We start from the raw sequence: 24283 nt of genomic DNA, 5'->3' as shown, positions 1-24283 counted from the left end.
ACCCGCCGGTAATTATTTCCAGCCGCCCCCCAGGGAGCGGTACAATTCAATCACCGCATCAGACTGTTCTTTCTGTAATTGCGCGAGCGATAGTTCGCCCTGCAACACATTGCCCTGTGCGGTAATTACTTCAAGGTAATTTGCCATGCCGTTTGCAAACAACATTTTTGCATTGCCAATGCCTTGTTGAAGGATCAATACTTTTTCCTGCGCAATCTTTTGCTGTTCTTTCGTTTTCTCCACTTTAACAAGTGCATTGGAAACTTCGCCCGCAGCGTTCAACACCGATTGCCTGAAAGCGATGATCGTTTTTTCGCGCTCGATGGCCGATACCTGGTATTGTGTTTTCAGTTTCCCCTGCTGAAACAAAGGCTGCGTAATGCCCCCGATGGCCGAAGCAAACAGCGAAGCCGGAACATTGAACCAGTTGCTCGCAAGAAATGAATTCACGCCGCCGGCTGCCGTAATACCGAAGGATGGATAAAGCGCCGCCTTTGCTATTCCCGTATTTGCATTTGCAATGGTGAGATCAAGCTCCCTTGCCTTCACATCCGGCCTGTTGGCAAGCAGGGCAGAAGGAACCCCTGTTGTGAGCAACGATCCGTAAACAGCATCATAGATCGTTCCGCTGCGCGGGATGGATGCCGGCGCTACGCCAGATAATACGCTGAGGTAGTTTTCTTCAAGCGTTACCTGCCGCTCCAGTTGCGGTATCAATTCGCTTGCTGCAAGACGTTGTGCCGTTGCCTGCTGCAATGCGAGCGCCGTTACCTGTCCTGCATTGTATTGCAGGTTGATGATCCTGATGATGCTGTCGTTCAGCAAAACATTCTTTTTTGCGATGGCTACCTGCGCATCGAGCATCAGCAGTTGGTAATAACTGCTGGCAACCGTTGCAACGAGGTTCGACTGGATGGCTTTGCGCGCTTCTTCTGTTTTCAGGTAACCGGCCAATGCTTTTGATTGCTGGTTCCTGATCTTGCCCCACACATCCGCCTCCCAGCTCAAAGCGAGGTTGAGCGAGTAATCTTCAACGTAAGATCTTCCAAGAAACTGGCCAAGGCTCAAACCATTGAGGCTGTTGTCTGACGGCCTTGTGATTGATCCCGTGGCCTGCAGCCTTGCTTCAGGCAGGTAACCAAGACGGCTCTGCCTGGCAAGCAATTGCGCTGCCTCGATATTTTTCAGGGCGATCTGCATGTCGGAGTTGTTTGCCAGCGCGCTGTCTATCAACCGGAGCAGATCATTGTTCGCGAAAAAATTTTTCCAGGGGATCGTTGCAATGTTTTGTGTGTCTGCCGAGGATGAGCCCCGGTATTGCACGGGCAATGCAGGCGCAGGTAAGGCAATGTCTTTCGATACGCTGCATGCATTGAAAACAATTGCGATGATCAATAATGTATATAACCAGGTACGTTTCATGTTCATTATATTGTTGTTTTTTGTAAGTCGAGTTTATCCATCACCCATTCGTCTTTCTCTACGATCCTGCGGCTGCTTAATTTTTCCTGCAGGTGCTGGAAGATGGTGAAGAGTACGGGTATGATGAATATGCCAAGTACCACGCCTGTGAGCATGCCGCCCACTGCGCCTGTTCCGATAGAACGGTTACCCATCGCCGATGCACCTGTTGCAGTGAGCAAAGGGATCAGCCCAACGATGAATGCGAAAGAGGTCATGAGTATCGGCCGCAGGCGCAGACGGGAAGCCTCGATAGCCGCATGCGCGATGGAAAGACCGGCTTTTCTTCGCTGCACCGCATACTCAACAATAAGGATGGCATTTTTGGCAAGCAGTCCTATGAGCATGATCAAACCAACCTGCACATAAATATTATTTTCAATTCCCGCCATGCCGATGAATGCGAACACTCCCATAAGACCGGTGGGCACAGAGAGGATCACTGCAAAAGGCAGCAGGTAACTTTCGTATTGCGCCGCGAGCAGGAAGTAAACAAATATCACCGACATCAAAAAGATCAATGTTGTTTGTGAACCTGATTGTTGCTCCTCGCGGGTAAGGCCTCCCCATTCAAACGCGTATCCCCTCGGAAGGTAGGTGGCGGCTGTTTCTTCGATCGCCTTCAGTGCCTGCCCGGAACTGAATCCGGGTTTGGGTACGCCATTGATGGTTACTGCATTGAACAGGTTGTTCCGTGTAACCGTTTCGGGGCCGTACACTTTCTCAAGCGATACAAGTGTTTTTACAGGAACCATTTCGCCCAGGTTGTTCTTTACCTGCACATCGTTCAATGTTTCCGGGTCCAGGCGGTAAGCAACATCGGATTGCAGCACAACCTTGTACTGTTTACCGAACCTGTTGAAATCGCCAGCCTGCAGGCTACCGTAATAGGTCTGGAACGTATGCAGCAGATCGCTTACAGAAACACCGAGTTGTTTTGCTTTCGATTCGTCGATGTTCAGTTTGTATTGCGGGTTGCCCGTGTTGAATGTTGTAAACGCATACATGATCTCCGGCCGTTTCATCAACTCACCGATAAAGCCATTGGCGGTAGCACTCAGGTCTGAAAGCTTTCCACCGGCCCTGTCCTGGAGTATCACCTCGAAACCATTGGTGTTACCAAAACCCTGAACCGTGGGCAATGTGAATGTAAAAAGATCCGCTGCCGAGATCACCGATAATTTTTGGTTCACTTCTCCAAGAATGGCGTTGATGTCTTCCGTTTTGCCACGGGTGCCCGGTTTCTTCAGCTTCACAAATGCAAGGCCGTTGATGGGGCTCGTGGCATTCGTGATGATATTCATTCCGGCCACACTATACGATTTCTCAACACCTTCCACCGTAGCGATCACACTGTCTGCTTTTGCTATTTCTTTTTTGGTACGTTCAAGCGATGCGCCGGGTGGCATGCTGAGCGAGTACAGGAATATGCTCTGGTCTTCGGTAGGGATGAATCCTGTAGGTGTTCTTTTTACCAGAAATATCGTGGTGAGTGTGATCACAACAAGACCCGTTATAGCCACCCATTTTGTTTTTACCAGGAAACGAAGGCTGTCTGAATACCGGCGTGTCACTTTCTCAAAACCTGCATTGAATGCGCCGAAGAAACGCGCCTTGAAACCTTTTGGCTTACCCGGTGCTGCATGGTTGTTTTTGAGGAACAGGGCGGCCAGTGCAGGACTCAGCGTAAGCGCATTAACGGCCGATATCAAAATGGCGATCGCAAGCGTAAAGGCGAATTGCTTGTAGAAAATTCCTGCGGGCCCCTGCATAAAACCAACGGGCACAAATACCGCCGCCATTACAAGCGTGATGGAAATAATGGCGCCTGAGATCTCTCCCATGCTTTTTAAAGTGGCCGCACGGGCGGGCAGGTGTTCTTCGGCCATTTTTGTGTGCACCGCTTCTACAACCACGATGGCATCATCTACTACGATACCGATGGCGAGTATAAGCGCAAACAGGGTAAGCAGGTTGATGGTAAAACCAAAAAGCTGCATAAAGAAGAACGTGCCCAGTATGGCAACTGGCACTGCAATGGCAGGTATAAGCGTGGAACGGAAATCCTGCAGGAAAAGGAACACCACAATAAACACAAGAATAAATGCTTCCACCAGGGTGTGTTTTACTTTTTCTATCGATGCATCCAGGAACTCTTTTGATGAGTAGGGCACAAATGTTTTTACACCTTTGGGAAGGTCCTTGTTAACACGTTCCATGATGCGGTTGACTTCCGTAAGAATTTCATTCGCATTGGAACCTGCGGTCTGGTAGATCAGTACGCCGGTTGAAGGGCCCTTGTCTACTTTGGCTTCTGAAGAATAGTTGAAAGAACCGAGTTCTATTCTTGCCACGTCTTTCAGGCGGATCATCGATCCGTCGTCGCCAGATTTCAGGACGATGTTTTCGTAATCTTCGCTTTTATCGAGCTTGCCCTTGTATTTGATCACGTATTCAAAAGATTCCTTACTGCCTTCGCCAAACTTACCCGGCGCTGCTTCAAGGTTTTGATCTTTGATAGACGCAAGCACATCCTGTGCAGATAAATTGTAACCTGCAAGGCGATCGGGTTTTAACCAGATCCGCATCGCATAATCCTTTGTTCCGAAAATGGTTGCCTGTCCCACACCATGCACCCGCTGTATTTCCGGAACGATGTTGATCTTGGCATAGTTCTGCAGGAACGTTTCATCATACGTTCCATCGCTGTACAAGGCAATGGCCATGATGATGCTGTTCTGTTGTTTTTGTGTTGAGATGCCTGCCTGCAGTACTTCTGCCGGGATCAGGCTGCTCGCTTTTGCAACGCGGTTCTGCACGTTTACAGATGCGATATCAGGATCGGTACCGGCAGTGAAGAAAACACTTAACGTCATGGTTCCATCGTTGTTGCTGTTGGAGGTCATGTAGGTCATGTTCTCCACGCCATTGATGGCTTCTTCGAGCGGTGTTGCCACCGAGCGCGCCACCACTTCCGCACTTGCGCCGGGATATGCAGCGGTAACAAGAACCGCCGGCGGCGCAATGTCTGGAAACTGGGTAATGGGCAGCTTGGTTAAGGAAACAAGTCCCAGCAATACCAACAGTATCGATATAACGGTTGATAGTACGGGCCGTTTGATAAATTTTTGTAGCATAAGATGATTGTTGTTTGGATGATGAGGGGTAATGATCTCCCTTCAGCTTTTTAACTGTTCACTGCAGGCTGCTTTTTCCTGCCAGTATGATGAATTGATGTTTTTGAAGAACCGGTTAACGCAATGCCAGTGCACTGTCTGCAGAGATGGGCTGCGGCACGATCACCGATCCGTCGCGCAGGCGTTGTATGCCGCTGAAGACAATACGATCGCCTGCCTGAACGCCTTTTTCCACCACGTAATTGTTGCCGCTTTTGCCTGCGATGATGATTTGTTTGCCGGTTACCTTGTTGCTGTCGCCGAGTGCAAATACAAAGACCTTATCCTGCAATTCGAATGTGCTTTGCTGAGGCACCAGTAATTTGTTTTCCTGGAGAAAAGGGATGCGGATCCTGCCGCTGATACCGGAGCGCAACAATTTCTCCCTGTTCGGGAACACCGCACGGAATGCAATGCTGCCGGATGTTTTGTTGAACTGTCCCTGCACCAGTTCCACGGTGCCCTTGTTTTGGTAGATGCTGTTGTCTGCAAGCGCCAGTTCCACCGGTGGAAGACCTTTGATCTTTTCTTCTATCGTTTTTCCCGCAACATGCGAAAAGAACTGTAAGAAATCTGCTTCGCTCATGCTGAAGTAGGCGTGAACATTGTCTACCGCACTCAGGGTGGTCAGCGGCAAAGCTTCGCCTTTACCGATCAGGCTTCCCTGTTTGAAATTGATGTGTCCTACATAGCCGCTCACCGGTGCAGTGATCAATGTATAGTCTAATGTAATGTCGGCGCTTCCCTTGTTGCTGAGCGCCTGTGAGTAGTTTGCCTGCGCTTCGTTGAGCACTGCTTTTGCTGTTTTCAACTGCACTTCCGAAATCACTTTGCCTGCAACCAGCGGGGTGAGCCTGTCTACTTCAACCTGCGCTTTTTCAATATTGGCCTTGGCAAGCTGGATGTTCGCGTCTGCAGTTTTGCTGAACTGTTTGTATTCTTTTGCATTGATGCGAAACAGCGGCTGCCCTTTGTTCACCCATGCGCCATCCTGAACAAATGATTGTTCAAGATAACCGCTCACCTGCGGGCGTATCTCGATGTTGGTGGTGCCTTCTATGGTGGCGGGATAAGATTGCCAGGTGGTGGTGTTGCCCGTTTCCAGTTTCACCACAGGAAGCGCGGGCGGGGGAGGAGCCTGCATGTTATTGGCTTTGCCGGCGCATGCAGCGAGGTATAAAAGCGCCGCATAAAAAACATAAATTGATAACTTTTTCATAACGTGATTAATTTTTCTAACGTTGTTAAGTAGTTGGTTAAAAAAACAGTTTTTAAACTGTTTGCGAAATAGTAAAAATGATGGTAGAAAATCTAACACCGTTAATTACCGGGTTTTAAAAAAGGGTACTATGTACGCCTGCTTTTGAAGTGCTCGTTTTGTTGTGCCTGCTGTTTGTTTTTTAGTTTTTAATAGAGTTAATGATACCTGAGATCGCATCTTTCAACACTTCCCGGTTCAATTCTTCCCGGGAGATCTGGTTGGTGAGGTTGATGGAGATCAATCCGTGCACTACGCTCCAGAATGTATAATATTTGCGGTCGATGTATTCTTCGTTGCGCCTTTCGGGCGGGGTGATCTCTTCGATCTTGTCCCAAAGCATATTCATGGGCGCCGTATAATCCGGGCAATCGTTCTCGCGTACACAGCAGTTCATTTCCACGCCGTACATTACCTGGTAAAGCTCCTTGTATGCAAAAGCGAAATGCCAGTAGGCCAGCCACATGGCTTCGAGCTGTCCCTCGGGTGTGGTGCTCAGCTGGCAGGCTTCTTCCATTCTTGCGGCCAGTTTTTTATAACCGATCCGCGTAAGTTCTTTCAGGATAGCATCCTTGTTGCTGAAATATTCATAGATCACCGGCGCCGTATAATCGATCTTGTCCGCGATCTTTCGCATGCTGAGCGCCGCCCAGCCCTCCTCCTTCACAATATCAAGGCTTACACGCAGGATGTTGTGCCTGGTGTCTTCCTTAACTTTCTGTATCCTATCCTTACTGGCCACAATCTTTTGTTTAAAAATCTAACACTGTTAAGCAAAGTTAACGGTGTTCCGTTCAAACCGCCAAATTTTTTGAAAAAAAGTTATTCCGGCGGATCATAACCCGTCAAATAATTCCCGGGGATACTTGCATTTTCACAACCCGGTTTGTATTTTGGTTCCGTCCCCCCGGGTTTTCTCCATCAAACATATTGCCGCATGAGTAAATCTGCCCGGGAAGAAAAACGCTCGCTTTTCTTCTACGTACGCGTTACAATGTTGTCTTTGTACCTGAACATCACCGGCATCGTCGCGTTGCTGATCATCCTGGTAACGCTTGCGATCCAGCAGGGCCAGGACATCATCATCCAAGTAGGCGAATATGGTGCGCCATTCGGTTTCAGTTTTTTTTGCATCCTGCTCTGGGCGTTTTTGAACTGGTATACGGCCAGGCTTCTCACCTATGAGAAAAGGAACCGGAACAGGCTCATTCCTCCTGAGTTTCACAAACACATTCCACGCCTCATCGCCTTTCACTGTTTTGTGATCGTGCAGGCGGCGATTTATGCGTTGCCTACTTTTCAGAATTCTGTGATCCCGGGAGAAGATACGCCCGACACAAATTACTACCACCTGCACGGGATCGGTACTTTACTTTTTTACGTGATGCACGGGTTCATTTATTACCTGCTCATCAACATCATTGAAAACAAGACGAAAGTAAAACGGCCCCTGAAGATCATTTCTCTCCTTGTGCTCGTTGCGGTAAACATCGGGATGTTCCTGTATTATCTTCTCACGCACTGGCACCACGACGAGTGGCAGCGGCACGTGTTCCGGTTGCCGTGGTTTGCGTTGCTGTTGTTTGTGAGCGAACTCGCAGCCGTTGTGTTCTTTATCCTGCGGCGAAGAAGGATCAACGATTTTAACAGGCAGAAAAACATTGTAACAGGAAATGGCCTTGAGATCGGCGCCGGACAGAAAATGTTTGCCCACGGCCTGTATATCCGTTCCAAATACCGCGCGGCTGAGAGAAAATCTCAATTGCAGTTTGCTTATGTGGCTGTGTTTGCAGTGCTGGTATTCATTGTTGCGGTCCGGTCCGTTTCGCTCTCCAACTATTTCGGGCCACTCGCGATCCTGCTGCTCGGCCTGGGCGTACTCGTGTTCTTCCTGAACCTGGTGAGTTTCCTGTCGATCAGGGCCGGGCTCAACCTGCACATCTTCGCATGGATACTTGCGATCGTATTCGGGCTCGTGCAAAAACCATACAACGTGAAAAGCTTTGATACGGGTAACAAACAGGTTTTTGCAAACCAGCCCAGTATCAAAGAACACCTTATCCGGTGGGCCGAACAACGGCGAAGCCTGCTGGACAGTTGCGGCGATCATAATTTTGAAGCCTTTATCATTTTGTCCAATGGCGGCGGTTCCCTCAGCGGTAACTGGACCTCTTCCATTCTCGCCAAAATGCAGGACCAGTCGTGGACGCCCGACAGCACCAATACTTTTGCCGATCACCTGCTTTGCATGGCGGGCGCCTCGGGCGGAACGATCGGTAACATCGCATTTTACAGTTTGTTGAAAGAAGAACGGGAGGGCCGGCTGCCGGCCGGCCAACTATACGCACATACAAAGGCTTTTTTCTCAACGGATTTTTTATCCAATACCATCGGCCACCTGCTTGGCCCTGATTTTTTCAGTCACCTGTTCTTTTGCAATCTCTCCGGAAGAGACAGGGCCAGGGCGCTTGAAGAAACGATGTTGTACTCAGACCGGGATACGCTTACAGGTTCGCTGCTGGCGCAGAAACTTGAAGACGCGTTTGATTATTCAGGAAAGATGCCCGCGCTTTTCATCAACAGTACACGGGTAGACAACGGTATGCCGGGCGAGATCAGCTCGGTGCAGCTTCCCGACAGCACACAGCGCATCAACATGCTGGAGCTGATGGACCGCATAGACACGGCTCGTGGCTGGAAACCCCAAACCATGCAGCTGGTAACAGCCGGTGTATTGAGTTCGCGGTTTCCGTATATGTCGCCTGCAGGAAAACTCAAACCCTATTATTTTGTTGATGGAGGTTATTTTGACAACTCAGGTGCGGGCATCGTGCTGGAATACCTGCAGAACATTACGGAGATCCTTGTAAAAGACCCTGACCCGCGGCTCGATTTCTTCCGGAAGAAACTTCATTTTACCGTGATCCAGATATCAAACGGGTTCATCAAAAAAGCAGAATCGCCCAAAGAGGTACATCCACTGGTTAACGACCTGGCCACACCCATACTCACCCTCGCCGGTATGCAGAATTCAAGTACAAAGATCGGAGACGGAATATTGCGTGGCTTCCTGCATAGGTACGACCAGGGCGCAGGCGACAGCGCTTACATAAAGTTCAATTTGTTCGACTCAACAGACAAAGTGGACAATTATCCCATGAGCTGGGTGATATCGGATTACAATCTTGAAAGAATGAAACGCCGTGCAGACAGGTTGATGATGTATGAATATTACGTGATCAGGGAACGGTTGGGAAGGGTTTATAAGGGCCGTGGTTTTTAAGCAGGCCTTTCCCAATGCCTTCTGCATCACTGCCCGTCGATCTGCAACCTGTATCCTTTTCCATGCACATTTACAACCTGTATCGATGCATCGCGTTCCAGCTTTTTCCTGAGCTTTGATATGAACACATCGAGGCTGCGCCCAACGATCACGCCTTCATCTTCCCATATTTCTTTTTGGATCCTTTGTCGTTCCACCAGCTCCCCGGGCGAATGGGCGAAGATCGTAAGCAGTTTGTTTTCTTTGGGCGTAAGTTCGGTTGTCGTTCCAGCAGTAGTGATCTGTCTTTTGCCGGGTTCAAATAAAGTATTCCCGATCTGCAAACCTTCTGCCTGCGTAACCGCAGCACCTGCTCCCGAACGCTTTGTTCTGAAAGGCCGCACGGCCAGCAGGCCGATAAAAGCAAACACCGATAATCCTCCTACCAGGTAGCCGTTGGAGAGGGAGGCGATGCCTGTATCCTTGAACCTGATGTTGATCACATAACAGCCACGCGGTTGTTTACGGCCCCGGCAGGGAACGATGCTGTTCTTTTCTTCTCCCGAGATGGCGTATCCAAATAAAACTTCTTTGCCCGAACAGCTGAGCACATTAACGATGTAATCCTGTGCAGCATGATCTTTTTGCAGCGACTGGCTGACGATCTTCACCAGCGAATCTGTCTCGAAAGTAAATTCATTTTCAAACCTGACCTGGTATTCGTGCGGGGCGATTTCCTGAACAGGCAGTACCCTTGATGTGCTGTCGCCCGAATGGAGCAGCAGCTGATGGCCAATGTTACGTAACCATACCTGCTGCCTGGCAAGATCAAAATTATCGTTGCCCGTGAAGCCGAGCGTTGCGCACACGACTGAGCCGGTCAGCACAAAAAGAAGAGGCATCATGTATCGCCGCTTTGTATCACGGGAGATGGAACGGTCTTTACCAGCCATTGCGCAGAATTTACAGTGTTTACATTTTAATTTACAATATTGATACCCACCGAACCAGGTTGCGGAAGTAGTTTACGCCCTCAAATTTATACGCTATGAAATATAAAACCGCTACCGTTCTTGTATTAATGATGATGATCCAGGCCGTTGCCTGTACCCAGCAATCGCAGCCAGGCTGGCAACTGGATGTTGAGAAAAGCAAAGTTTTGTGGAATACCGGGAAAATAATGGGTGGCCATTCCGGTTATTTCCTTTTTCATTCGGGCAACCTGCTGTTCTCGGCTGCGGGTGAGCCTGTAAGCGGCACCTTCCGTATGGACATGAACAGCATCCGCAGCACCGAGAACCCCGACGCAACAGGCAGGCAAAAGACTGATGCGAACCTGCGCGGAAAGGATTTTTTTGAATCGGAAAAATATCCCGAAGCAACCATGGTGGTAAAAAAGATCACCCGCATCGGTTCGTCGGTGAACTATACGGTTGCCGGCGATCTTACCATTAAAGGCATCACCAACCCGATCACCTTTACGGCCGCCATCGACACAAAAAACAACAGCAGCCACATTACCGCCAATGTTGATATAGCGCGGCAGTTGTGGGCCATCCATACAAAACCCGGTGAGAATGCGACTGATTTTTTATCAGGGATCAAGCAGCTTGTGCCCGATATTCATGTAGCGCTTGATATTACGATGAATAAGTAGCAGGCGACCCGTCCCGATAAGTTTTCTGTTCATTTGCTGACTTCGATCCTGGTCGCAAAAAATACATCTATGAAATACATACCTGTCTGTCTATCTCTTCTTATTGCTGTTTTGCTGGTTTCGTGTGAACAGAACCAAACAGGTTCATCGCAAGCCAAAGCCAGATCCGGAGCAGGAGGCTCCATTACTTTCCCTAAGGATACAGGGGAGTCTCCTGAGCAGTTGGCTGAAATAGCTAAAGAGAAAGCGTCCGGAGCGATTTACCGGTCCTCGTCACCTAATCACAACGTTGTACATGCGTTCACTTACCTGGTGGCCGTGCGCGGGTTTTGCAGCAGGGCTTTGTTCCAAATGGCTGCCGATCCCAAAACCGATCCTCAACTTTCTGAAAGACTGGAATGGGAACGCGCAAACGCCGTTACGCAATTGCGTTCTAAAAAATACGATGGGTTAAAAATAGAGGAGGGGTTGTATGAGAAATTCCTGAAACAGATCAGTGATCGGTTCCAGGAATAACAGTAGATCGTTTCTATAAACAACTGCAAACAGAAAGGAAAGGCTGATCACCTTTCCTTTCTGCTATTCATCTCAAGCGGTAAAATGCGCAATCTATCCTTTCTGTCTTGGATCGAAATCCACCATCCATTCGATGCCGTATTTGTCCCTGAACATGCCGAAATAAGAACCCCATGGGCTGTCGCCGATGGGAAATTCAACCTGTCCGCCGGCAGAGAGGCCGTTGAATATTTTGTCTGCCTCTTCTTTGCTTTCTGCACTCACCGAAATTTTGCTCCTGTTCTCATTTTCATTCACGCGCCCCATGCCTGATGGAACATCGTTGGCCATCAACAGGCTGTTTTTCCCGATGGGCAACGCAATGTGCATGATGTTGTTTGCTTCGCTTTCGGTCCATTTGGGGTTGGGGTCGGCCGGCATATCCTTGAAGCGGACGATCATCGCAAACTCGCCACCAAAAACGGATTTGTAAAAATTGAACGCTTCTTCGGTATTACCGTTGAACATTACATAGGGATTGATTTGTGCCATGGTTTTGATTTTAGGATGTAAAGCTCAGCTATTATTTCCATGGCGGTACTACCCAAATGCGACATTAATACTGGCTGAATGCGACAATTCATTATCTTTCTGTTACACTATAAGAAAAAAAGTATGAGTTTGAAAAGACGCGATTTCCTGCAATTGTCTGCGCTTACCGCGGGAACAATGGTTGTTGCGGGATTGCAATCCTGCACAGGCAGTGCAGATCAACCCGTCGCAGCTACAGGAGCTCTTCAGTCAATGACCAAAGATGTGGTGCCGATTTCTGCCAAAGAAAGGCAGGAGCGTGTTGCAAAAGCACAGCGCCTGCTGGCCGAACAAAAAATGCAGGCACTCGTGCTCGATGCGGGCACTTCTCTTTTGTATTTTACGGGCATCAGCTGGGGTCAAAGTGAAAGACCCATGGTAGCGGTGATCCCTGCCAAAGGGGAAGTGTTTTACATCTGCCCTGGTTTTGAAGAGTCGCGTTTGCGCGAGAAGTTCACCATCGGGAAAGAAGTGTATGCGTGGCAGGAAGATGAGAGCCCGTATGCACTCATCGTTTCCGCTTTGCAAAAAGCGGGGATCGGGTCCGGAACGGTTGCAATGGAGGAGAGAGTCCGTTTTTTCATATACGATGGCATCCGCAAACAGGCGCCGCATCTTTCGTTTGTCAGTGGTGATGCCATAACCATTCCCTGCCGGCTGATCAAATCTCCGGCCGAGATCGCGTTGATGCAAAAGGCAAGCGATATAACGGTTGCCGCAATACAAGCAGGTATCAGCAGTTTACGGGAGGGAATGTCGCAACAGGATGTTGCTTCGATCGTTACCGACGCACAAAACAAACTCGGCGGTGTGTCTGATTTTGCACTGATCCTTTTTGGAGAATCGTCTGCAATGCCACATGGCAGCATCAAACCAAAGACCTTGAAAAAAGGAGATATTGTTTTGATGGACTGCGGTTGTACCGTAGAAAATTACAATTCCGATATTACGCGCACCATAGTCTTTGGCGCCGCACCCACCAAACGGCAACTCGATGTATGGGCCCTCGAACAAAAGGCCCAGGCCGCCGGGTTTGCCGCCGCAAAAAATGGGATGCCCTGCGAACTTGTTGATGCCGCGGCCCGCAAAGTGATCACCGATGCAGGTTTCGGCCCAGGCTACCAGTTGCCCGGCCTCCCGCACAGAACGGGCCATGGGATAGGCATGGATGGACACGAGTGGGGAAACATGGTAAAAGGGAACAAGCTGCTGCTTGAACCCGGTATGTGCTTCAGCGTAGAACCGAATATTTCCATACCGGGAGAGTTTGGTGTAAGACTGGAAGACTGCGCTTACATGACTGCCGACGGCCCCAAATGGTTTTCGAAACCGGCATTGTCGATCGACCGGCCGTTTGGATAGTAACTTTTGGAAAGTTTAACCAAAACACATGCGACCACCTGACCTGAAAAGAACATTGACCTTTTTGTGCCTGTGCTGTTTATGCATTGCCTGCAGGCATGAGCCTACGGGCAAACCGGCAGAAGGTTTTATTACAGTAAGCGGAAAAAAGCTATGGTACAAAATATATGGCTCGGGCGATGCCACACCGCTGCTGATGCTTCATGGCGGGCCGGGGTTTCCTTCGTATTATCTTTCACCATTGGCCGCAAGACTGGCAACGGAAAGAAAAGTGATTGTATTTGACCAGATCGGTTGCGGGCGTTCGGAAAGGACAACAGACACTGCATTTATGTCGATAGAAAGCCACCTGGCGCAGGTAGATTCGCTGCTTTCGTATTTACAGGTGAAAGAATATTACCTCTATGGCCACTCTTATGGTACCATGCTGGCGATGGATCATTACCTCAAGCACCCGCAATCGATCAAAGGCGTGGTGTTCGCGAGCCCCTGTATGAGTACGCTGCGTTGGGTAAAGGATGCCGATACGCTTGCCGGCCTGCTGCCCGATTCAACAAGGCTGTTGTTGCGGCAATACATACGCAAAGAGAAAACAGATCCTGTAAAGTTTGCAAAGGCGATCGATACTTATTACAGTACGTATTACAACAGGAAACAACCGGTTCCGAAGGAAGTGGATTCGTCCATCAAAAATTCTGGAGATAATATGTACGAACACATGTGGGGCAAATATGATTTTGAATGCACCGGAACATTATCGGCTTATAACAGGATCAACGATCTTCCACGGGTAAAGGCCCCTGTTCTTTTTACCTGTGGTGAGTTTGATGCGGCGCGGCCCGCAACGGTAAAATATTACCACAGCCTTTTGCCCGGTTCAACGTTTGTTGTGATACCCAATGCGGGGCACGGTACAATGGGCGACCAGCCTGGAGAAGACTACAAAAACGTGCACCTGTTTCTGCAACGGCTCGATCGACAGGAAAGATAAACGCATGTGGCGCAGAGCTTAGCGCTGTAGAAAATCAATCACCAAAGCACTCAACGATTTGCGTTTGTTTGTGAAACTATGATCGGTGTTCCACACCTCGTACCTGAAATAATTTTTGTTGGTTGATTTGAAAAGGGCCGCGAGCTCCTTGTTTTCGTTGTGTTCATCCAGCATGATCACTTGTTTGCCGGCCAGCGGGTTCGCGATTTTTTTGAGGTTGTGAAAATCTGCTTCCTTCAACACGGCCGCGAACAGCGCCTTTCCGGATTTTTTGTTGAGCACAAAATAACCATCTGCCTCTTTTTCCTGCGCAGCCATCTCTGAGGGCGAATTGGTGGAAATGTTTTTATAGATATCCCATGCAGAAAGTGCGAAACCTTTCTTGATACCGGGTATTTCGCTCAATGCTTTCAGGCAAACAAACCCACCCATGCTGTGTCCGAACAAAGCGATGTTGTTGGGGTCTACCTGTAATTTTGCAGCGTTCTGCCTGCAGTAAGCCACTACATTTTTTACATCTTCCACGCAGTGGCGAAAAGAAAATTCGCCCTGGCTTGCCCAACTGCCGCGGTAATTGAAATAGATCACGTTCCAGCCCCGTGCACGCACATCCTGGGCGAGATCCAGGTTGCGTTCGTTGCCGGGATACCCGTGCAGCACCAGCAACGTTGGGTGTGGCTTGCTGCCATTGGCCTTGTACATAAATCCCTGCAGCAAACTTCCCTCCGACGGGAGCTGCAGTTCAATCATCGATGCCGGTGAATCCTTGCTCCATCCGAGATCTTGCGCAGATCCGGATAAGAACGAGGCGATCAATACCACGGTGAAGAGTTTTTTCATAAGCTTTTTTCTTTTTGATAAATTGACCATCGCCACACTGCGGCAAGTGCCAGGCCCGGTGTTGCTTGTCGTGTGCAGAACCACCATTCACCGGATGAAGTTACTGCGTTGGGCCCAACCTCTTGGCCATTTTTCAGGTTTTTTTAAGGTGGTAGCTAACGCGGCCAGGCCTACTGGTACGATTATTTAGCTGTTACCGTCAGAACATTCAATTCCACACTAAAATAACGATTTACAACACCACACGACCGATGGCCAAGGAACGACCTACCCGTAAACCGCTTTTGTACAAGCTGCTGCTGATTGCGGGCGTTGGTATTTTACTTTTTATAGAAGTATTGTGTGGTCTCAAAGTACGCGATCTTTCCGCTGCGCAAAAAGAATACAATTCGAGCTATGCCGAGGTAATCAACGTGTCTTATGGCCTGTTGTCGGTTGATGTATGGCGCGAGCAGATCGTTTCGGCGGCACGCCAGGAGATCGGGCAGTACAGGCTTACGCCTGAACAGCAGGTGGAATTGCGTAAAGAGATCAACCAGTTGCTGCGCACGCTCGTGGCGCATGCGTTCGAGGTGATCAACCGGCCGCAAAAATCGATCGGCGGCAAGCTGAGAAAACTGGTGGTAAAGACATTTGTAAACAAAGAAAAAATTGAAAAGCAGGTTCCCGGTTACACGGATAAATTGATGGCGGAGATTACAAAGCCCGCCACTTTCAAAAAGATCGCTACGCTGGCAGATACGGCTTTGTCGCAGATGGGCCGCGAATCCTACGACAGCTCCGTTGCTGCAACAAAGCACCTGATGGATTCCATCTTTCACAAATACGGCGCCACAGACAGGGCTTCGTATGAGCAGGTGCACCAGTCGCGGTTGAAACAGATCCACAAAGACACCTACAACTATGCCTTCGGTATGTTGGGTTGTATTGTTGCGGTATTGTTGCTGTGGCTGGTACTACGTAAAAAAAGAGACCTTCACTTCTCACTGTATATTTTGTCTGTTGTATCGGCGATGATCCTGCTGGTGGTAGGGTTATCCACCACCATGATAGAAATTGATGCACGTATCGCAACCATGAACCTTCATTTTTTAGGGAAGGAAATTGTATTCAAGGACCAGGGGCTTTTCTTCCAGAGCAAAAGCATCATCGATGTGGTAATGCTTTTACTGGAAACCGGCAAGTTCGACTCGCAGGCGGTGGGTGTTTTGATATTGGTGTTCAGCGTACTGTTTCCTTTTACCAAACTCGCGGCCACTGCTGTGGTTTTGGCTAGTGAAGACAAATGGGGCAAGAAAAAATGGATCCGCTATTTCGCATTCGAATCGGGTAAATGGAGCATGGCGGATGTGATGGTGGTTGCAATATTGATGACCTACATCGGTTTCAACGGCATCGTTCACAAAACGCTTTCGGGTTTGCGCAACGTACCGAATGTTACCACCATTACCACGAGCAATACATCGGTGCAACCGGGTTACATCATCTTTATCGCATTTGTGATCTATGGATTTGTATTGTCTGCGATCCTTAAAAAGATCACCAAAAATTTCACCATCAAATGAGCCGCCCGATGAACCATACCGCAACGCATGCTTCACGTTTACTGAGAGCTACGCTGGTAGCAGCGGTTGCACTGTTGTTGCTGGCGGAAGCGTGGCTGGGATACCAGGTTCATAAATTATCCGATGAGCGCCTGCGTTTGAAATCCACTTATTCGTTTGTAAACAATGTTTCTTTCGGCCTTTTGTCGGTGGATATCTGGCGCGACCAGGTAATAGATGCGGCAAGTGAAAAGATCAGCTCGTTCAGGCTTACACCGGAACAGGAAGATGATCTCCGGAAACAGATCAATGCAGCCCTTCATGGAATGGTTGACGATGCTTTTGCCGATGTAAACAAAAAACAGAAATCGCTCGGCGGAAAACTGAAAAAACTGGCAGTGAAAACCATTGTGGATCCCAAAGAGGTTCATGCGGAAGTGCCCGGTTTTACCAATAAGTTGATGGCGGAATTGACCAAGCCATCGAGCTACCGCAGGATCGCCAACATTGCAGATACGCTCGTGGCAGAGCTGGGGCGTAAGATCTACGACAGCTCCGCCATGGGAACAAAATACCTGATGGATTCTATCTACCGCCGCTATGGCGCCGGGGAGCGCACTGCATTCGAGCGTAACATCCTTCAGAAAATGGAAGTGGTAAGAGAGAACAACTGGAAGTACACCTATGCAATGCTCGGCTGCGCCATCGCCGTACTGATCTGCCTATTTATCGGGAGAAAGAAAACCAATCTTCAAAGCGTATTAACCGTGCTGGCGGTAGTGGCCGCATTGGTGCTGCTGCTCACAGGCGTTACCACCACGCTGATTGAAATAGATGCGATGCTGCAGAAACTGGAACTCCATCTCGTAAGCAAGGCGGTTACATTTGCCAACCAGGACCTTTTCTTCCAGAGCCAGAGTATCATCGATGTTTGTTGGCTGCTGATCAATTCGGGCCGTGCTGATTCGTTTATTGTGGGAGCGATGGTGCTTTTGTTCTCTGTTGTTTTTCCACTGGTAAAACTGGTTTGTATCGCCTTGTCGCGCTCGAGGAAGGAATGGGCGAGAAGCAAAACCATTTATTATTTCGCCTTTCAATCAGACAAATGGGATATGTCGAATGTGATGGTGGTGGCCATACTCATGACCTTCATCGGCTTCAACGGGATTGTAGACAGCACACTCTCAACGCTCAACTTCACCGACGGCAGCCTCTCCAGCGCAACGCTGAATAATACGAGCATACAGCCGGGCTATATTTTGTTTGTGGGTTTTGTTGTGTTCAGCTATTTTTTATCGGCCATGTTCAAAAAGATTTGTGAGGGCGATCTGAAACCCAACGCAAGAACCGGCGAGGTTGACCCGGACTGCATTTCCGCATAGCGTGTAAACGACAGCGCCGTGCCTTCATAAACCTGCTTTCCGTAACCACAATGCTGGCCAGCGGACCGTTAGCTTCAATTTTTCCCGTTTTCCCTCCCAATTTTGTAACTAATGGCGGTAATCTACGTTACCAGTGCATAAACCAAAGCCGCTATGTTCAAAAACTACCTCAAAATCGCCTGGAGGAACCTTGGAAAGAATAAGCTGTTCAGTTTCATTAATATCAGCGGGCTTGCCATCGGCATGCTGGCGGTGATGCTGATCTCTTTGTGGGTCTGGGATGAAGTTGGTTACAATAAATCCTTCAAAAATCATGAACACATCGCTTCCATTTACCGGCGCTATACAGAGCCACTGGACCGTAGCGTAAAAACCTGGGAGTGGGTGCAATATCCGATGGCTGGTGTAATAAAATTAAAATACGGCCATATATTCAGGCATGTGGTGCTCACCCGGAGCGAAATGGAGTATAACCTGACATTGAACGACAGGAACTTCACAGCGCGTGGACGTTTTGCTACCGGGGAAGTGATCGAGATGTTCTCCTTGAAGATGCTAAGAGGCGGGGCGAACAGCATGGATGATCCTACCGGGATCATCATTTCATCTTCCACTGCTACAACGCTTTTCGGGAACAGCGATCCTGTTAACCAAACCATCAAGTTGAACAATCACTTCGAGGTGAAGGTGTCGGGAGTGTACCAGGATGTGCCGTCCAATTCAATATTGGGTACTGCGTGGTTTATTGGTAACCTGGAGCACCTGAAAAAGTTTGACAACAACATCGCTTCGCAATCCATCGACTGGGGCAATACCTCCTCCAATATCTGGGTGCAAACCGCAGACAATGTGAGTATGGAACAGGCGGAAGCGGCCATCAGGAATTTCTACTTTTCAGACGCGCCGCCCGAAACAAGGGACAATGCAAAAAAATACCAGCAAACCCTGTGGCTCCATCCAATGGACCAGTGGTACCTGTATTCGGATTTCAAGGATGGATATGCCAAAGCGGGCAGGGCGGGTTATGTATGGCTGTTCGGTATCATCGGCGCTTTTATTTTATTGCTTGCCTGCATCAACTTTGTTAACCTGAGCACCGCAAGAAGCGAAAAGAGGGCAAAAGAAGTTGGCATCCGGAAAGCGATCGGCTCCATGCGGGCGCAATTGATCGGCCAATTCTTAAGCGAATCGTTCATGGTAGTGTTTTTATCTTTTCTCATCAGTGTTTTATTGATCTGGCTGGTACTGCCCGCGTTCAATGAACTGACTTCTAAAAGCATCCGGTTGCCTTTCACCAATCTTTATTTCTGGATAGACAGCTTTGTCTTCCTGGCCCTTACCGCTTTGCTGGCGGGCCTTTATCCGGCCATTTACCTTTCGTCTTTTCAGCCGGTAAAAGTTTTAAAAGGCATCGCGAAAGCAGGCAGATATGCTTCCCTGCCACGGAAAATATTGGTTGTAGTGCAGTTTACCGTCTCGGTCATCATGATTATTGGCACCACGATTGTTTACCAACAGATCCGTTATACACAAGATCGCCCAACAGGTTATACGCAGGAGAACCTGCTGCGCATCAGTGTGAAGGACCCGTTGTTCGAAAAACAAAAAATGGTGATGAAGCAGGCTTTGCTCAACAGTGGTGTGGTATCGGCCGTTGCGCTTTCCAATAGCCCTGTTACGGCCATCTGGGGCAACTGGGGCGGCTTTAGCTGGAGAGGCAAGGATCCGCGGGCAGAGGCTAATTTCACGACCACGTATATCGATGAAGATTATGGTAAGACCATTCAATGGAAAATAGTACAGGGCAGGGACTTCTCAAAAGATTTCAGTATGGATGCCGATGGCGTGATCATCAACGAAGCGGCGGCCAAATACATGAAGCTGGAAAACCCGGTGGGAGAGTACATCACACATGACTTTTTAAAGATGTCCAGGCAAATCATCGGTGTGGTCAAGGATGTGATCGTACAAAGCCCATACGAAAATGTGAGCCCGGGTTTTTACTGGTTCGATCCGAAAGGCAGCAATCTTTTTACGTTCCAGGTAAGACTGCGGCCCGACCAGCCTGTTCACGCAGCGCTTGCAAAGATCGAAGCGATACAAAAACAGCTACTGCCTTCGGCTCCCTTCAGTTATTCCTTTACCGACCAGGACTATGGAAAGAAGTTCGCGGCGGAACAACGCCTTGGAAAACTGGCAACCCTGTTTGCCATACTCGCCATTTTCATTTCGTGCCTCGGTCTTTTCGGCCTCGCCAGTTTTGTAGCGGAACAAAGAACAAAAGAGATCGGCATCCGCAAAGTATTGGGGGCCACGGTTGCCAATATCTGGAAAATGCTTTCGACGGATTTTGTCCTGCTGATCGTGATTTCCTGCTGTATCGCTTCCCCGATTGCGTACTATTATCTTGACCAGTGGCTGGAAAAATATTCCTACCGGATCCATATTTCCGGTTGGGTATTTGTATGTGCCGCCGCGGGTTCGATTCTGCTGACACTCTTAACGATCAGCTGGCAGGCGATCAAGGCGGCGATGATGAACCCGGTGAAAAGTTTGCGGTCGGAATAGGGCGGAAGTCTCGTCGTTTCTTTCGTCTCTCGTAGGGTGTCAGTGAAAAAACAAATGTGTTCTCAGCGAACGTCTCTAGAAGGCGGGTACGCGCAACACCATATTGTATGTTCTGATAGACACCCGCAAAGAATTAAACATTTAACTTCAGTAATTAAATGTGGACAAATCAAAGCGATCGCCCTATCGTTCGATACATCCACAGTAATTTTGCTGAACCATTCGTGTTAAATAAAGAAAACATGCAGGCCCTGGAACCTATCAGAAAAATATTCTCCTGGATTGCGGTTGTAGCCGTTTTGTTTTTTGTTGTCAACCTTTTTGTGTGGGACAGTGAAACGGTACTGCCCTATGGCACCGTTAGAACCATGTTGCTCATTGGTTTCATCGCCGGTGCGCTGGCAGCCGTTCTATGTATCGCAGAGCCGCCCGTTTCCTGGAAAACGCTCGTGTTTACATTGGCGCTGGCGATTGTTACGGGCGGGCTGTATTTTTTCGAAAGTTCATTCAATGATGCCTGGAAAACTAAGAATGAAGCCTTGAAAAAATAGTGACATTTAAGGCGGGCAACCAGGACTGTTGTTTTTTGAGAGACGTCCCGGGGAGAACTAATAACGGCTCCAATCTTTAATCAATTAAACCTATTTTAACTATTTATAAGGGATAGATTACTTAAGTTCGTATGGGATGACAAAAATCAATTCACATATTACTTCTTCTATTCACACCAGGTATTTTCTTGTACTTGATACACGCGATTCTTTTACTTGTTCTTTCACGGAGTTTCTTCCATTCACCTCGGCCTTGTATTATTTTTCAAGCTTCAAAGCCTTTAAAAGGCTGATCCCGGCCTGACGGTTCCGTTCCCGGGAAACTACTTTTCTAAATATTGCTGCGCAGCAGATGCGACGGTCCAAATAAGTGCATTTCGAAAGTGCATGTCCATAGTCAAATTCGGTTGGCATGTATTTGCATATCTGTCACCAAACAATTAAAAGTATTTATCATGACAATAACCATAGTTCCCCTTTTTAAATATTTCAATAAAAAAATAAATGGTATCTGGAACATGACCCGGTTTGGTAAGGACCGGAACTTATTCTTTTCAAATAAAGATGTATTGTCTGGATCTGTGATTGCCAACGATGCGAGAAAGAGAAAACTTTTGTTCTTCCGAAAATCAGGCTACAGGCAATCGTGCATGATCATTGATCTTGAACAGCTGGATAATTGCAGCATCATAAGGCAGTATCATGAAATCAATGCCGGTGAATTAAAGCATAAAAAACTGCATGAATTTCTTAAGAGTATTTGTTTGAACCTTCGTTTCAAGAATCAAAACCAAACGATTGCCATTCCTTTTTATGAATCCAGTTTCAGCAATGCCGGCGATATAGAGAGGCTTGAGACAAAAGCCAATAAGTGGAAATTGATCCTGTCCAGCACGCTGCCGGTGAGGATTGGATAGTTGTTGAACGGTTTATCGCGGATTGTTTTTTCACCACTAAACATGTTAATTATGACTGAACATAAGACTGATCCTTCGGTAGGAGGGATGATAATAGTGTTGTTGGTACTTTTTAATGCGATCATTTTAAAATCAGGTTTTGTCAGCAATGATCACAGCTGGTCGGGGCTATTGATAACTGTGCCGTTGCTGTTGATTGCGGTTTTTGCCAGGTGGAGGAGTAAAAAGAGTCATTGATTGTGCTTTGGTCACCAGAATATAGGGTGCCATATACATACCTGTACTCCACTATTTTTTTGCTCCTAAAATGGTCCAATTGCAATAAACTCGGATTGTTCTCCGCGGATGTCTCTGGAAGAAGACTCCGCGGTCGGGGTCTTGCACATTGCGTTTAAGCTTGAACCAGTGTGCAATTCAGGTAAACGAAAGAGTAGGGCAGTTATCGGGGATCGATTTCTCGCGTTATTTAAAATAGGCCTCGAAAAATTCTATAAGGAGTTCATCACTGATTCTATTGGTTGTACTTTCTTTTGCGATCACATTCCTGTATTGAGGTGTTTCTCCCAGGAATCTGATAAACTGTTCCTGGATTTGACCGGTACCGGTTACATGGATCTCATCGATGTTCACCATTTTGGCGGCAATTTCCTTGAAAAACTTTTGTGTCAGCGTAACCTCGTGGTTGTTCGCTGTATTTTCATTGGAATTGTTGGCAGCTCCAGCATTGTGGACCTGGCCAAGTATGTAAAAGCGCTGCTGTTCTGACTGGTCTCTTCCGGCAATAATAGCTACATGTGAATCCATCCAAACACCGAATTGTTTTTTGTACTTATTGATCATAATCTGTTTTTTTAAAGTTAGCTCATTTATAATGCGCAGAACGGCCTTTGGCTTAACCTTGTGAGAGTGAGCAACAAACGCCCCATAAAATTATTTTCCCAGTGTGGGAACATGAGGTTGCATGCTGACTAGTCGGCTTTTACAACTTTGATTGTTATCGATCCCCGAAGCGATACGCGAACCGGTCTATAATATTTTTGTTCTCCGCAATGTCTCCCAGCGGGGACATTGCGGTCAGCGTGTTGCACCTGATTTTTTTGCAACGACGATCTGTTTCACTTTATGTGCGGCATCCAGGAACAATTTCGCAATGGCTGATTTCGTAAAGCAGATGTGTAGCACCCCGACCGCAATGTCGCCGCTGGGAGACATTGCGGAGACAAAAAAGATTGATACGTGTGGTACTCCGACCGCAGAGTTGCCGTTGGGAGACGTCTGCGGATACGTTCAAATATTCTTTATTTTTAAGGATAGAGTGGGGGAGAAAAACGCATACTCTGTGGAGAATAAAAACATAAAACTTTCAAATAGTATGATCATGAAAAAGAAAATATTATCAGGCATATTGCTGGTTGCCGTTATTACGGTTGTCTCGTTCTGGGCAAAGAGCCAATTGAATTCTTCCAACGACACATTAAGTTTTTCAGAATTCAATATATCGCCAACCGGCACTGGCTTCACAGCTTTTAATACCGCGTTATTAGGTGAGTCAGGTTTCCTCTCAAGGTTCGGCGCGCCCCCGGCAGGCGTAAATGCGGATTATTCTGATGAAGATGAGGCCAATATGAGCCACTACGTTTACAAGGGGGCTGAAGCCTGGTTCCTTAACGACAAATTACAGGCGTTGGTTATATCCTCATCAGATTTTACGCTTTATTTTTCCAATGGTAGTTCTCTGGTGGTTGGCGATAATATTTCCGCAGTGAACGCGACGTTCCCCAACTCCTGGACAGCCAGGACCGGCAATCAGGTATATGTTAACCTTCAGAATTCATCAGGTCCAGTGGATGCGACGTTATTGTTCGCGTACGATATTGCTACGGGCGTTATCACATCCATCTCTGTACAATAAAGAGGGGGGCTATAATAAAGGAACGTTACAATTTGCCCCTTGGCAGGTTGTACCGTTCCTTGAATTAACTTATTGGTAAGAGTTCTAACTTTTGTTCTCCGCAATGTCTCCCGGCGGGGACATTGCGGTCAGCGTGTTGCACCTGATTTTTTTGCAACGACGATCTGTTTCACTTTATGTGCGGCATCCAGGAACAATTTCGCAATGGCTGATTTCGTAAAGCAGATGTGTAGCACCCCGGCCGCAATGTCCCCGCCGGGAGACATTGCGGAGACAAAATATCTGAATGTCTGCGGGCACGTTCAAACATTCTTTG

General features: G+C 48.0%; 19 protein-coding genes. 11 read left to right on the top strand and 8 right to left on the bottom strand.

From position 1 onward, the window contains the following. Positions 1-12: 12 nt before the first annotated feature. The 4 genes from GWC95_RS13530 to GWC95_RS13515 form a co-directional block, all read right to left on the bottom strand. Positions 13-1422, bottom strand: a complete 1410-nt coding sequence (locus GWC95_RS13530) for a TolC family protein (RefSeq protein WP_161819256.1) — start codon at positions 1420-1422, stop codon at positions 13-15. Positions 1423-1427: 5 nt separating this feature from the next. Beyond that, positions 1428-4598: an efflux RND transporter permease subunit gene (locus GWC95_RS13525; protein ID WP_161819255.1), complete on the bottom strand. Its 3171-nt coding sequence runs from the start codon at positions 4596-4598 to the stop codon at positions 1428-1430. Between the two features lie 115 nt (positions 4599-4713). After that, positions 4714-5856: an efflux RND transporter periplasmic adaptor subunit gene (locus GWC95_RS13520; protein ID WP_161819254.1), complete on the bottom strand. Its 1143-nt coding sequence runs from the start codon at positions 5854-5856 to the stop codon at positions 4714-4716. A 181-nt stretch (positions 5857-6037) separates the two neighbouring features. Then, positions 6038-6637, bottom strand: coding sequence for a TetR/AcrR family transcriptional regulator (locus tag GWC95_RS13515; RefSeq protein ID WP_161819253.1), 600 nt, complete (start codon positions 6635-6637; stop codon positions 6038-6040). Positions 6638-6832: 195 nt separating this feature from the next. Here GWC95_RS13515 and GWC95_RS13510 point away from each other — a divergent pair, with 195 nt between their 5' ends. Then, positions 6833-9178, top strand: coding sequence for a hypothetical protein (locus GWC95_RS13510; RefSeq protein WP_161819252.1), 2346 nt, complete (start codon positions 6833-6835; stop codon positions 9176-9178). Between the two features lie 26 nt (positions 9179-9204). On the opposite strand, the gene GWC95_RS13505 is transcribed toward GWC95_RS13510, so the two are convergent. Then, positions 9205-10062, bottom strand: a complete 858-nt coding sequence (locus GWC95_RS13505; RefSeq protein ID WP_237722156.1) for a winged helix-turn-helix domain-containing protein — start codon at positions 10060-10062, stop codon at positions 9205-9207. Between the two features lie 143 nt (positions 10063-10205). On the opposite strand from GWC95_RS13505, the gene GWC95_RS13500 reads away from it, so the two are divergent. Together GWC95_RS13500 and GWC95_RS13495 are read left to right on the top strand one after the other, a co-directional pair. After that, a complete protein-coding gene (locus tag GWC95_RS13500; RefSeq protein ID WP_161819250.1) occupies positions 10206-10814 on the top strand; it encodes a YceI family protein in 609 nt (202 codons plus the stop codon). Positions 10815-10883: 69 nt separating this feature from the next. Further along, positions 10884-11330 carry a hypothetical protein gene (locus GWC95_RS13495; RefSeq protein ID WP_161819249.1) on the top strand — a complete coding sequence of 149 codons (447 nt, stop codon included), beginning with the start codon at positions 10884-10886 and terminating at the stop codon, positions 11328-11330. A 93-nt stretch (positions 11331-11423) separates the two neighbouring features. On the opposite strand, the gene GWC95_RS13490 is transcribed toward GWC95_RS13495, so the two are convergent. Beyond that, on the bottom strand, positions 11424-11861 hold the full coding sequence (locus GWC95_RS13490) for a VOC family protein (RefSeq protein WP_161819248.1): 438 nt from the start codon (positions 11859-11861) through the stop codon (positions 11424-11426). 123 nt (positions 11862-11984) lie between these two features. On the opposite strand from GWC95_RS13490, the gene GWC95_RS13485 reads away from it, so the two are divergent. Both GWC95_RS13485 and GWC95_RS13480 read left to right on the top strand, forming a co-directional pair. Next, a complete protein-coding gene (locus GWC95_RS13485) occupies positions 11985-13262 on the top strand; it encodes a M24 family metallopeptidase (protein WP_161819247.1) in 1278 nt (425 codons plus the stop codon). A gap of 28 nt (positions 13263-13290) precedes the next feature. Next, on the top strand, positions 13291-14253 hold the full coding sequence (locus GWC95_RS13480) for a proline iminopeptidase-family hydrolase (protein ID WP_161819246.1): 963 nt from the start codon (positions 13291-13293) through the stop codon (positions 14251-14253). An 18-nt stretch (positions 14254-14271) separates the two neighbouring features. Here the strand turns inward: GWC95_RS13480 and GWC95_RS13475 are convergent, their stop codons facing one another. Next, on the bottom strand, positions 14272-15093 hold the full coding sequence (locus tag GWC95_RS13475; protein ID WP_161819245.1) for an alpha/beta hydrolase family protein: 822 nt from the start codon (positions 15091-15093) through the stop codon (positions 14272-14274). 251 nt (positions 15094-15344) lie between these two features. On the opposite strand from GWC95_RS13475, the gene GWC95_RS13470 reads away from it, so the two are divergent. From GWC95_RS13470 to GWC95_RS13450, 5 genes are all read left to right on the top strand, one after another. Continuing rightward, positions 15345-16658: a paraquat-inducible protein A gene (locus GWC95_RS13470; protein WP_161819244.1), complete on the top strand. Its 1314-nt coding sequence runs from the start codon at positions 15345-15347 to the stop codon at positions 16656-16658. Further along, complete coding sequence (locus GWC95_RS13465) at positions 16655-18019, top strand: paraquat-inducible protein A (protein ID WP_161819243.1); 1365 nt, start codon at positions 16655-16657, stop codon at positions 18017-18019. Before GWC95_RS13470 ends, GWC95_RS13465 begins: the two co-directional genes overlap by 4 nt. A 153-nt stretch (positions 18020-18172) precedes the next feature. Next, the gene (locus GWC95_RS13460) at positions 18173-20587 is read left to right on the top strand and encodes an ABC transporter permease (protein ID WP_161819242.1); all 2415 of its coding nucleotides are present in this window, start codon (positions 18173-18175) and stop codon (positions 20585-20587) included. 158 nt (positions 20588-20745) lie between these two features. Next, the gene (locus GWC95_RS13455; protein ID WP_237722155.1) at positions 20746-21138 is read left to right on the top strand and encodes a hypothetical protein; all 393 of its coding nucleotides are present in this window, start codon (positions 20746-20748) and stop codon (positions 21136-21138) included. 518 nt (positions 21139-21656) lie between these two features. Next, positions 21657-22055, top strand: a complete 399-nt coding sequence (locus tag GWC95_RS13450) for a hypothetical protein (protein WP_161819240.1) — start codon at positions 21657-21659, stop codon at positions 22053-22055. 462 nt (positions 22056-22517) lie between these two features. On the opposite strand, the gene GWC95_RS13445 is transcribed toward GWC95_RS13450, so the two are convergent. Further along, on the bottom strand, positions 22518-22895 hold the full coding sequence (locus tag GWC95_RS13445) for a replication protein RepA (RefSeq protein ID WP_161819239.1): 378 nt from the start codon (positions 22893-22895) through the stop codon (positions 22518-22520). Positions 22896-23205: 310 nt separating this feature from the next. Here GWC95_RS13445 and GWC95_RS13440 point away from each other — a divergent pair, with 310 nt between their 5' ends. Beyond that, entirely contained in the window at positions 23206-23967 is a 762-nt protein-coding gene (locus tag GWC95_RS13440; protein WP_161819238.1) for a hypothetical protein, read from the top strand. The last annotated feature ends 316 nt before the right edge of the window (positions 23968-24283 follow it).

Origin of the sequence: Sediminibacterium roseum (assembly GCF_009939005.1) — a bacterium.
Lineage (GTDB): Bacteria > Bacteroidota > Bacteroidia > Chitinophagales > Chitinophagaceae > Sediminibacterium > Sediminibacterium roseum.
Note: the sequence above shows the minus strand (reverse complement) of the source record. Positions and strands in the feature narration are given on the sequence as shown.